This is a genomic window from Fibrobacter sp. UWCM, assembly GCF_900129735.1.
Classification (GTDB): Bacteria; Fibrobacterota; Fibrobacteria; order Fibrobacterales; family Fibrobacteraceae; genus Fibrobacter.
Window position 1 is genome coordinate 42,127 of sequence record NZ_FQWR01000016.1, and the last position, 11,586, is coordinate 53,712.

Here is an 11,586-nt window from a genome sequence, read left to right on the forward strand (position 1 = left end):
GATGACGAATATTCCTTTATGGCTCATTCCGCTTTTCCCGCTGCTCGGAACCATCATCCTCGGGAGCATCGCCGTCGCTTCTTCGTCTAACAAGAAGGGCGCCCCCGAAGGTATCGTGGGTGCGATTGCCGTGCTGCTCCCGGCGATGTCGTTCGTGAGTGTCGCTGCCCTCGCTACGAATATGCCTGTCTCCGGCATCCGCGAGACGCTCTGCAACTGGATTGATATTCCGCTCCTCAAGGTGGATATCGGATTCCTGTTCGACGCTCTCTCCCGCATCATGCTCCTGTTTGTGACGGGTATCGGCACGCTCATCGCGCTGTACTCCATCGGTTACATGCACGGCGACCGCGGCTTTGCCCGCTTCTTCGCTTACATCAACCTGTTCCTGTTCAGCATGATTGTGCTTGTGCTTTCCGATAGCCTGCTTCTCACGTTCCTCGGCTGGGAAGGCGTGGGGCTCTGCTCCTACCTGCTCATCGGCTTCTGGAACAAGGATATCAAGAACTGCAAGGCCGCCAACAAGGCATTCATCGTGAACCGCGTGGGCGATATCGGGTTCTTGCTCGGTATGCTATGCCTCGTTACGGTTGGCGGTGCTGGCGCCCTCAACTACGACCTGCTCAACCAGTTTATCCAGATGGTCATTGCTGGCGGGCACGTGGAACTCGTGCTCCCGATGCTCACGCTCGCTTCTGTCATGTTCTTCGTGGGTTGCACCGGCAAGTCCGCGCAGATTCCGCTCCTTACGTGGCTGCCCGATGCCATGGCGGGTCCGACTCCGGTTTCGGCCCTCATCCATGCCGCGACCATGGTCACGAGCGGTGTCTACCTGGTGGCGCGCCTCTCCAACATGTTCGTGCTCTGCCCCGACGTGCTGAACCTCATTCTCGTCGTGGGTGCGTTGACCGCCTTCTGGGCTGCATTCGCGGGCCTCTTCCAGAACGATATCAAGAAGGTGCTTGCCTACTCGACGATTAGCCAGCTCGGTTACATGTTCATGGCCGCGGGCGTATCTGCGTTCGATGCTTCCATCTTCCACGTGTTCACTCACGCATTCTTCAAGGCGTCGCTCTTCCTCGGTGCGGGTGCGGTTATCCACGCGCTTGCGGGCGAGCAGGACATGCGCCGCATGGGTGGCATGATCAAGAAGACTCCGGTCACTGCCTGCGTGATGATTTTCGCGTTCCTCGCGATTGTCGGGTTCCCCGGCTTTGCGGGCTTCTGGTCCAAGGACCTGATTCTTGAACGCATCTTTACGAACTGCAACTGGGTATTCACGGGAACCTGGCTTGCCGATGGCGCCGTTCCCATGAACAAGATTTTCTACGTGACGGGCCTCTTCACTGCGGTTATCACTGCGGTGTACATGGGTCGCCTCATCATCATGACGTTCTTCGGCGAATACCGCGGCGACAAGGAAACCGAATCGCACATCCACGAGGCACCTGCCGTGATGCTCATCCCGATGGTCGTGCTCACGTTCGGTTCCATCTTCGCGGGTTACCTGTGGGCGGAATCCATCGGCATCACTTTCTTTGCCGATTCGCTCGCTCCGGTGCTTGGCGCCGCGCAGTCCTTCGACCCTGCACGCATGTTTAGCCCCGACATGATGCTCGAGGAATTTGTCCCGCGCGTCACGACGCACGTGAACCCGATGCTCTTTGCCGCGCTCGGTACGCTTGCTGCTCTCTTCGGCATGTTCGTTGCCTGGAAGGGCTGGGGCAAGGCCGACATCAAGGCTTCTGCGAAGGGCTCTTCTACCGCTCCCGAGGGCTATGCCAAGGGCTGGACGTTCCTTTGGGACTACGTCCACCTGTTCTTTATCAAGGTTGTGCTTATTGCCGCCTGGATTTGCGACGTAGTTGTCGACAAGGTGCTGCAGGCGTTCCAGTGGACGCTCTCGGCCATCGTCTCCATCGTGGGCGACGGCGCGACCGTGTTCCAGGTTCGCAAGGTGCGCCTGCAACTTACGCTTAGCCTGTTCGGCGTGGCGCTCCTTGTGCTTGTTGTTCTCTTGACTGGAGGTTTGGTCTAATGCTTTTACATCTCCTTGTCTTTGCCCCGTTTGTTGCCGCCATCCTGATGGTCCTCAACTCCAAGGAAGACTTCAGGTCGGCGACCCGCATGGCGATTCTCTTCGCCGTCGTGTTCCTCGGGCTTTCCGTCGCTCTTGTCTCGGGCGGGAACATCGCCACCACTCCGGTGGAATGGTTCTGGATTCCCGGCTGCAAGGGCCCCACGTACTACTACCTCTACAGCCACGGTCTGGGCGCCTGGATGGTGTTCCTCTCTTGCGGGCTTTCGCTTGTGGCCCTCATCTCTGCACGCGGGCTTTTCGGGAACAACTACCGTAATTTCGCCATCGGGATTTTCTCCTTGATGGGTGCGATGAACGGTACGTTCCTTGCCGCCGACGCAGTGCTGTTCTTCTTCTTCTTCGAAGCGATGGTTATTCCGGCTGCCGTCCTGATTGCGGGCTTCGGCGGCGAGAAGCGCAAGGAAGCGGCCATGACGTTTGCAATCTACACGCTGGTCGGTTCTGCCCCGATGATGGTGGCGCTCTGGTACCTGCTCACGATTGCGGACAACTCGCTGCTCCTCTCCGTGGCGCTCGCAGTGCAGAGCCTGCCGGAAAACACGCAGCTCGTGCTGCTCTTGTGCTTCCTGATGGCGTTTATCGTGAAGACCCCGATTTTCCCGTTCCACGGCTGGCAGGCGATTACCTATTCCGAGGCTCCGGCTCCGCTCTCGGCTATCCTTACGGGTGCCATGAGTAAGGCAGGCGTGTTCGGCTTCATTGCCTGGGTGCTTCCGGTGTTCCCCTTCAACATGACCGAAATTTCCACGATGGTGTGGCTCGGGCTTGCTTCCGCAATCTACGGCGCCCTGATGGCGCTCCGTGCGTGCGACGGCAAGAAACTGCTTGCGTTCAGTTCTATGAGCCACTTGGGCATTGCGGTCGCGGGCGTGTTCAGCCTTTCCGAGGCGATGCTCCCGGCGGTTCTCGTGTTGCTGGTGGCCCACGGTATTTCGGCCGGCGTGCAGTACTACCTGATTGGCATTGCCGAGCGCATGACGGGCACGCGCGACATCAACGAAATGGGCGGGCTTGCCCACAAGGCGCCTGCGTTCAGTTTCCTGTTCGGTGCTGCCGGCGTGATGGCTCTTGCGGTTCCCGGAACGGCGGGCTTTATCGGTGAATTCACCGTGCTGCTTTCCCTGTGGGACCTGAGCCCGGTTTGCGCGGGCATCATGGGATTCTCCATGATTCTCTCTGCGGCCTACGTGCTCCGCTTTATCCAGAAGGTCATCTTCGGCGAGGCGAAGCGCGAATGCAAGGAAGGCGTGAAGGTCTCGGGCCTTGAGGGTGTTGCCTACGGTGCAATGCTTCTGCTTCTCCTCGTGTTCGGTTTCCACCCGTCGTTCGTGACGGAATCCCTGCTTATCAATGACGCATCTGCAGTCGAACAGACCGAGGGCGCGCCTGTTGCCGAAGAGCTGGTCGTTGAGGAAGAAGTCGAAGAAGAGGAGGAAGGCGAGGTCGAACCGCTCGAATCCCACATCGTTACTTCCAGCGATATCGGCAAGCTCGATTCCTCGCTGGTGAAGGCGGGCTTCTCCGAAGAAGAACGCAAGGAACTTATCCGCCAGGTTATTGAGACCGAGGCGAACATTGCGCGCTCCACGGTGCTTGCCCAAGAAAAGCAGGCTCGCGAAGAAGAAACTCAGGTCCGCGGCGTCGAAGACAAGGACTACGAACTCAATGATGCCGAAATGGACGCTCACCCCGCGACAGATGCCGCTCCGGTGAACGAGAAGGAGGCTTCCAATGACTAGTATCGTCAACTTTTTCCCGGTAATCGTTGTCGCTCTCGGTGCCCTCGCTACCCTGGTGATGGAACCGTTCCTTAAGGACGACAACAAGCACAAGATTATCCCCTGGTTTGCTGCCGTATTCGTGGCTCTGGGCATGGCGTCTTTCGCGCTCGTGACAACCGATACGTGCCACGACCTGTTCGCCATGGACCCGGTCCGTCGCCTGCTCGGACTTGCCGTGCTGCTTTGCACGCTGCTCGGCGTTTCGGGCCTGCAGTGGACCCTCGGTCACGAAGGCCACAAGGGTGGCGAGGCCTACGGGCTCATGCTGCTTGCTTCGACCGGCGCACTCCTCATGACTCAGGCGATTGATTTTGTCGCCCTGTTTATCGCCATGGAACTCACGAGCTTCCCGGTGTACGCCCTGGTGGGTATCCGCCGCAAGGATACGAATGCGGGCGAAGGCGTGTTCAAGTACTTCGTTTCGGGTTCCATCTTCAGTGCCATATTCCTCTACGGTGTGGCGCTTGTTTACGGTGCGACCGGCACGACTCACTTCAGTGCGCTGATTCTGCAGGGCCGTGAACCCATCTATGCGATTGGCATTCTGCTCACTATTTTCGGGCTCCTGTTCAAGGCGGGCGCCGCTCCGGTGCACTACTGGGTGGCTGACGTCTATACGGGCGCTTCTGTCGCGGTCACGGGCTTCATGGCTGCCGTCGTGAAGGTGGGGGCGCTCGCCGCTCTCGGTTCCGTGTGGCTCGGCATGCTCGTTACCCGCGCCGGTGTCGCCGGTGCCTGGAACCTCTCCGAGCAGGTTACTGCCGCAGGGCAGTCCAAACCGGTGTTCTACCTGGTGGTGATTGTCGCCGTGCTCTCGATTCTTGTCGGTGCGTTTAGCGGCCTTGCCCAGAAGTCCATCCGCCGCATTCTTGCGTTCTCCGCCGTGATGAACGCGGGCTTCATTGTGCTCGGCCTCCTGGTTCCGAGCTACCTGAAGAACGGTACGGTGCAGCTCGGTGCAATGTTCTACTTCCTGGTGACCTACGCCGTTGCGAGTGCGGGTGCCCTTACGGGGGTTGCCTACCTTTCGGGCAAGGGTGACCGCAAGGAAAATCTCGAAGACCTGCAGGGTGCAGGCCGCAAGCATCCGTTCGTGGCGCTCGGCGCTACGGTTTGCCTTGCTAGCCTCGCCGGTCTCCCGCCTGTTGCAGGCTTCCTCGCGAAGTTCGCGCTCTTTACCGACGTGTTCGCCGCGGGCCATGGCGCCATTGCGATATTCGCCTTCGTGCTTTCGCTGGTGGCGGCGGTGTACTACCTGCGCATTGCCTACGTGCTGTTTATGCCCGTGAAGGCGGAAGGCGAGTGCAAGTGCTGCTGTTGCAAGTCTCAGGCCGCGTTCACCTACATGCTCAAATTTGCGGTGGCTATCTCTGCGATTGCCCTCATCGCCATGAGCATGTTCCCCGGCAAGGCCCTGCTCGGCTAACGAAACCTGTAAAAAAGACCTTTAGGCTCGCCTTTGCGTGAGTCTTGTCATCCCCGCTGTCATTCTGGAGCCACGTAGTGGCGATAGAATCGCGGGGATCTTTTTTTTCATCGCGTCGCCCCTCCCTTGTCACGTATTTAAGCGTTTTGTCGGGAATACGGGCGACCCGTGCGCTTTTTCAAACATTAGAATCTATATTTATAACGATGAATTTGTTCAAGTTCGCATATGCCGCCAGCCTGCCGCTTGTTCTAGGCGCGTTATGCCTTATGGGCTGTGACGGCGGTTCGGACTATAACCGCGCGGGCGTAGACTCGATAATCGAGGACGAAGCGACTCCTGAAGACTACGCCCTGGTTGGCAAGTCGTTCCGCGTGCGGAACATGGCTCCCAATGCATGGTTTATCCCGGATTCACGAGCCGTAGCCTATCTGTTTGATTCTTCGCTCTATGTCATTGACTCGGTGGAAGGTTCCCCTGTCGATGCAAGCAGGAGCGAGTTCGAATTCCCTGCTCACGATTACAAGTCTCCCTACGTAGCAGTCTCGCTGTCCTATGCTACACGCATCATGTGGCCCACCACGGCGAACAGAATTTATTTCTCCGTGATAACGGACATTTCGGAAGTAGAAAATCCGAGGATTGACCTGATGACGGATATCGAAGTCCCGATGATTTGGGAATTCGTGTCAGAGGGCTACTCGTTCAGTGAGGCGAAAAAGAAGGCCATGCAGGATGTGGCGAAGGCGTTTCACTTTACGGAACAGGATACGCTCCCTGCAGAATTGTATGCGCGCCCGTTCGAGGAAGTTGCCGGACTGTACGCATACTTGTTGCGAGGCCTGTCGGAAGGTAGCTTTGCCCAAAACAAGTCCTACCTGAAAGAAGACCTTTCGGATGGAACTATCGACGATACTGATAAAAACATCGAGTTTGCCGAGTTCATTGTCAATAGATGGCTGAGTGTAGATTCCCTGCTGGATAAGCTGGATTCAACCGCTGGCGTTAACAAGTGGAAGTTCTTTGAACGCATGGTTGAAGAAGCCTTCGGGCTCCCGGACTGCAAGGACCGCCTGGGTAAGGTCGATTCGGTTGCAAACTCCAGATCCTCTTATTACAAGGATTCGCTGGTATGCGATGCAGTCCTTAACAGGAATGACTCGCTCGTGTATTTCAGGAGGTTCCTGACCGATTTGGAGAAACAGTTTGGCCCCTGCATTGTCGGTAGCACTCCTCGGCTGGAAAAGGTGAGCGAGAAACTTTCTTACAAGTGCACCGGCAATTATGCCTCGTACGGGTTGTCTGCGGACGGTTACCGCATGGAATTCAAGAACGGGTGGGAAGTAGCGGACGACGAGTTTATCCGGAATTATCACTTTGGCGCCTGCCATTCCGAAAACTTGGGCCAAAAGTCCTTGTTCCACGACTCGATATTCGTCTGCGAACACGTGGTTTCGGACGATACGTATTCCTGGAATTACGAGAGCCAGGATACCGTCGGTTTCTACCTGGGCGAATGCGATACGGGTAGCGTCTGGACGCTCGGGCGCATGCCGGATTCTTCGGAATATGTCTGTACGCACGATTCCCTGAGCATGCGGTGGAGCCCTGCGAACGATATCAATAAGTTCCTTGCGGAGCAGCGCAAGTGCAATAGGGAAACGGATGCCCTGCGTTCGTTCTCTTATAGCGACCTGTTCTATTACAGGTGTGACGATGTGAAGATTGGCGATATGCCTGCAATATATTCATTCAAGGGGGTTTCGAGTGGTGTCGCCGATTCGCTTGCGTTTATCGCAATGCAGGAACCGTGCAACCCGGTGAATGCGTACCAGTACGTGTACGACTCGACCGGTAACCACTTTTACCACTGCGAAACCAGGAATGACAAGTATCAGTATTACGAGGTTGAAGAAAAGGTTGGAAGGCTGGCCATGTGTGGCGAGTTTGTGGAAACGCTCCCTGCCTGTACCGCCGAGTCCGATACGCTCGAAATCATTGAATGCCCGTATAACGTCACAAGGTATGAATCTGCGATAAACGTGTTCTACCATTGTTCGAATGTCGACGGCAAGTATGGTTACGGACAGGTGGACTACTGGGACCTGAAACGCTACGAGAGCCTGAGGGAGGCGAGGGAGTCTAATTTCTGCGACGGTGCAGGTGAAGAGATTCTCTACATGAAGGATGACTACGGGTATTACTATTACTGCGTCGAGACTGGTGGCGAATACCACTTGGAACCAATTGAGGAAAAGGCCTTGGCTGACATGCTTGCCGACCAGTATATGGCGAGACTTGAGCCCTGCGATGCTACTGTCGCAAGGTGGAGGAGCGACAAGAACAACTTTATGTCCCAAAAGTATTATTTTGTATGTGACTACGATACGAATGCAAACTTTGTGATGATGCGGGTGGACGAACAGTATTATGGCCAGTATTCTGCAAGGAAGAACGTCGGCGAGAAAGGCGTGAAGATTGATGCCTGCGGCGAGGATGTGCTTGCGGCGCGTGGTGCTCCGGTAGAAGCGCATGATGGCTACATTACGGACCCGCGTGACAGCCGCAGTTACCGCGTGGTGACTATCGGCAAGCAGACATGGATGGCGGATAACCTGAATTACTACGACCCGGTGGCGAACCCGAACATGACAGACCCGCAAGGGTGCGCAAGCGATGCGGAACAGTGCGAAGCGACGGGAAGGCTTTACTACTGGTATGCCGCGGTTGGTGTCCCGAACTATTTTGACCAGGAAATTGTGAAAGAGAACCTTTGCCTGCCGGTGCAGGGAATATGCCCCGCCGGGTGGCATATCCCCACGGTAGAAGAATGGTCGCAACTGTTCCAGTATGTTTCGTACTACAATGACGGTGCGGGTTACGGTGGCGGCTTGAAGGGCAAGGATGGCTGGAGCTATCGCATTAACTGGTCTGGGGATTTGTTCGGATTCTCTGCATCGCCCGTGACGTGGACTACCGACGAAAGGGCCTATTTTGCTGCCGCAGATGTTATTACGAATCTTACCAACCGGCAACCTCTTGGAATCCGGTTTACCTATGGTGGCGACAATCCGACGATATTCACGGATGAGGTGAGCCGCTCGTATTCCGTGCGCTGCGTGAAGGACTAGCGGGCTAGGGAGCAGTAGATGATTTGTCCGGAATGTGGAGAGCGATATAATTTTTACGAGCCGCAGTGCCCGTGGTGCGGTGCGGCGAAGCCTGTAGAAAAAGAGAAGTCTGACGAGGGGGCGGAACCTTCCGGTTCTCAAATTGAAAATGCCCCGGAGAAGGAAGTATTCTTTACGTACAAGGCCCGCAAGAAACGTGACGGGAAAATTCTGTTGGTGTGCAAATATTGTATAGCACTATTTGTCTTTATGGTCTTTGTTTGCATGCTTGGTGAACTCTTTAGGCAACCGATTACGAAGAATCTTCTTTTAACAGTTTTTATACCTCTTGCTGTATCTGTTGTTTTTTTCTTTGATGCCGGCTACTCCATCAAGGCCGTGCGCGAAATAAAATGTCGCAAGGACGATTTTGTGTTGTACAGGCTCAATGACGAGGCTGTCCTTCCGTTTGGCAAGACGGATATACTAAAAAAGAGGTACAGAACGGGGCTTTTCCGTCATATGTATGTTTTTGTTATTGACAAGGAAATCTTCTTCGTCGACGAACACGATTTCCCCGAAGTTGCCGAAATGATGGACAGGCTTTATTTTGGAAAGGGATGATTTTTTTAAATTTGCAAAAAAGGATTTATCATGGATAAGATTTATCGTTCGGGTATTGGTTTTGACGTTCACAAATTGGTGGAAGGCCGCAAGTGCATTATCGGCGGGGTGGATATCCCGTACGAGAAGGGCCTCTTGGGCCATAGCGATGCCGACGTGTTGCTGCATGCGATTAGCGATGCCCTGCTCGGGGCCGCAGGTCTCGGCGATATCGGCACGTACTTCCCGGATACGGACCCCGCGTTCAAGGGCGCCGACAGCCTGGAACTGTTGCGCAAGGTGGGCGAGGAAGTTCGCAAAGCCGGTTACGAGATTATCAACATCGACAGCATCGTGATGTGCGAACGCCCGAAGGTGAACCCGCACAAGGACGCCATGAAGGCAAACATCGCCCGCGTGCTGGGGATTGACGTGAAGCAGGTCGGCATCAAGGGCACCACGACCGAAAAGCTCGGGTTTACGGGCAGGGGCGAGGGCATTGCCAGCCAGGCCATTGCGATGGTCCGTACGCGCTAATTTTGAAACAGAAATTCTCGGACTGTTGCGGATAACCTGTTTGAAATAATTTTTTTCTTTTTCAAAGTCTTGTTTTTACAGCAAGGCTTTTGAGTTATTTCTATATTTTACGCAGACTTTACAAGAAAAACAATTTACCGCCATGAGTCCGGGCTAGCTGAAAGGCAGCGACGATGATCCGGTAGTGGCGCTCCATAGGTAGGTCCTATTATATGGCTTGGATGGCGTTTAAAATGTTAGGGTGCCTGGCGCTCCTCATGTTCGGCATGAAGTCGATGAGTGAAGCCTTGCAGAAAATGGCGGGTCCGCAGCTCAGGCATGTGCTCGGAACCATGACCACAAACCGTTTCACGGGTATGCTTACCGGCATGTTCGTCACAGCATCAGTACAGAGTTCGACCGCCACCACGTTGATGACGGTCTCTTTTGTTAATGCGGGGCTACTTACGCTGATGCAGGCGATTTCGATTATCCTCGGCGCCCACATCGGAACGACCGTTACGGCATGGATCATGAGCCTCGGGTTCTCGTTCAACATTGCAAACTTCGTTTACCCGGCGTTCTTCGTGGGCATCATTCTCGTTTACCTCAACAAGAAGCGTGTGTTGGGCGAGTTCCTGTTCGGTGTGGGTTTCCTTTTCCTTGGCCTTACCACCCTTAAAGAAACCGGTTTTACCGTGGTGCAGGACCCGGGGGCAAGCGCGTCTATCAGCCAGTTCTTCGCGCATTTCAGCGAACCGAATTTTTTCAACTCGCTGTTCTTCCTCGTGATGGGAACAATCCTCACGTTGTGTGTGCAGTCTTCTGCCGCCATCATGGCCATCACGATGATTCTCTGCTCCACCGGTGTGCTTCACATTGACCAGGGCATCATGCTCGTGCTCGGCGAGAACATCGGTACGACGATTACCGCGAACATCGTAGCTCTCTCAGCCAATACGCAGGCGCGTCGCGCGGCTCTAGCTCACTTTACTATCAATGTTATCGGCGTGATTTGGGTGGTGATTGTGCTCAAGTGGTTTCTCGCCGCCGTGTGCCACGTGGTGGGTTACGACCTTTCCATCCATCCGGGCGATGAAGGCTATGCTGCAAACCTCGCGAAGATTTCCGTGGTGCTCGCCTCGTTCCATTCTGCGTTCAACGTGTCGAACACCTTCATTCAGATTTGGTTCATCAAGTTCATCGAGAAGTTCGTGTGCAAGGTCATCAAGTCCAAGAATTCCGAAGAGGAAGAGGACTCCCGCCTGCACTTCATCAGCTCCGGCCTCATGGGTACTCCCGAACTTTCGCTCCTTGAAGCCCGTAAGGAAATTAGCCTCTTTGCGACCCGCACTCGCAAGATGTTCAATTTTGTGCCTGACCTTTTGACAATGAAGGAAGAGAACGATTTCGTGAAACTGTTCGCCCGCATCGAAAAGTATGAAGGTATCAGCGACAACATGGAAATTGAAATCGCGAAGTACCTGAATCAGGTGTCGGAAGGCCGTCTGAGCCCCGAAAGCAAGACGACCATCCAAGCGATGCTCAGGGAGATTTCTGAAATCGAGAGCATTGGCGATGCCTGCTACAACATGGCCCGCGCCATCAACCGCAAGTTCCGCAGCAAGGAAGACTTTACCGAAGAGCAGTACGACCACATAAAGCATATCATGAACCTGTGCGACAAGGCGCTCGAACACATGATTGCCGTGCTCGACGACAACCAGCAGGTTGACCTGAACCGTACGTTGAACCTTGAAAATGAAATCAACGACTACCGCAAGCTCCTCAAGGGAAAAAATGTCGCCGATATCGAGAACCAGAAATACAGCTACCAAATGGGCGTGCACTACATGGACGTGGTGAACGATTGCGAAAAGCTTGGCGACTACGTGGTGAACGTGGTCGAGGCTCATGCGAACAAAAAATTCTCTACATAATCCCGCTTGCTTTGTGCGAATTACGGTACGAACCTTGTAAATACGGTGTCAAGAAATCTTTTGTACCGCAAGTTTTTCGTGCCAGTTTTTACAAGTAAAATTTGTGTAA

Annotated in this window: 7 protein-coding genes; all 7 read left to right on the forward strand. The window is 54.7% G+C overall.

Features of this window, described 5'->3' with window-relative positions; translation table 11 throughout:
• The first annotated feature begins 1 nt into the window (after position 1).
• The 7 genes from nuoL (at position 2) to BUB22_RS10975 (ending at position 11,477) form a co-directional block, all read left to right on the forward strand.
• Positions 2-2,038, forward strand: a complete 2,037-nt coding sequence (gene nuoL, locus BUB22_RS10945; protein WP_073115157.1) for an NADH-quinone oxidoreductase subunit L — start codon at positions 2-4, stop codon at positions 2,036-2,038.
• Positions 2,038-3,840: a complex I subunit 4 family protein gene (locus BUB22_RS10950; protein WP_073115158.1), complete on the forward strand. Its 1,803-nt coding sequence runs from the start codon at positions 2,038-2,040 to the stop codon at positions 3,838-3,840. Before nuoL ends, BUB22_RS10950 begins: the two co-directional genes overlap by 1 nt.
• Positions 3,833-5,308, forward strand: coding sequence for an NADH-quinone oxidoreductase subunit N (locus BUB22_RS10955; RefSeq protein ID WP_072812376.1), 1,476 nt, complete (start codon positions 3,833-3,835; stop codon positions 5,306-5,308). The genes BUB22_RS10950 and BUB22_RS10955 overlap by 8 nt, the downstream gene beginning before the upstream one ends.
• Before the next feature lie 206 nt (positions 5,309-5,514).
• Positions 5,515-8,439 (forward strand): FISUMP domain-containing protein, encoded by a 2,925-nt coding sequence (locus BUB22_RS10960; RefSeq protein WP_073115159.1) that lies wholly within the window; start codon positions 5,515-5,517, stop codon positions 8,437-8,439.
• Between the two features lie 18 nt (positions 8,440-8,457).
• Complete coding sequence (locus BUB22_RS10965) at positions 8,458-9,042, forward strand: hypothetical protein (RefSeq protein ID WP_073115160.1); 585 nt, start codon at positions 8,458-8,460, stop codon at positions 9,040-9,042.
• Between the two features lie 30 nt (positions 9,043-9,072).
• Positions 9,073-9,558 (forward strand): 2-C-methyl-D-erythritol 2,4-cyclodiphosphate synthase, encoded by a 486-nt coding sequence (ispF, locus tag BUB22_RS10970; RefSeq protein WP_073115161.1) that lies wholly within the window; start codon positions 9,073-9,075, stop codon positions 9,556-9,558.
• 233 nt (positions 9,559-9,791) lie between these two features.
• Complete coding sequence (locus tag BUB22_RS10975) at positions 9,792-11,477, forward strand: Na/Pi cotransporter family protein (protein WP_254794727.1); 1,686 nt, start codon at positions 9,792-9,794, stop codon at positions 11,475-11,477.
• The last annotated feature ends 109 nt before the right edge of the window (positions 11,478-11,586 follow it).

Excerpts from the sequence above, each read along its gene's own strand:
- BUB22_RS10950 (WP_073115158.1), top strand. The coding sequence starts at position 2,038 with ATGCTTTTACATCTCCTTGTCTTTGCCCCGTTTGTTGCCGCCATCCTG.
- nuoL (WP_073115157.1), top strand. The coding sequence starts at position 2 with ATGACGAATATTCCTTTATGGCTCATTCCGCTTTTCCCGCTGCTCGGA.
- BUB22_RS10965 (WP_073115160.1), top strand. The coding sequence starts at position 8,458 with ATGATTTGTCCGGAATGTGGAGAGCGATATAATTTTTACGAGCCGCAG.
- BUB22_RS10955 (WP_072812376.1), top strand. The coding sequence starts at position 3,833 with ATGACTAGTATCGTCAACTTTTTCCCGGTAATCGTTGTCGCTCTCGGT.
- ispF (WP_073115161.1), top strand. The coding sequence starts at position 9,073 with ATGGATAAGATTTATCGTTCGGGTATTGGTTTTGACGTTCACAAATTG.
- BUB22_RS10960 (WP_073115159.1), top strand. The coding sequence starts at position 5,515 with ATGAATTTGTTCAAGTTCGCATATGCCGCCAGCCTGCCGCTTGTTCTA.
- BUB22_RS10975 (WP_254794727.1), top strand. The coding sequence starts at position 9,792 with ATGTTAGGGTGCCTGGCGCTCCTCATGTTCGGCATGAAGTCGATGAGT.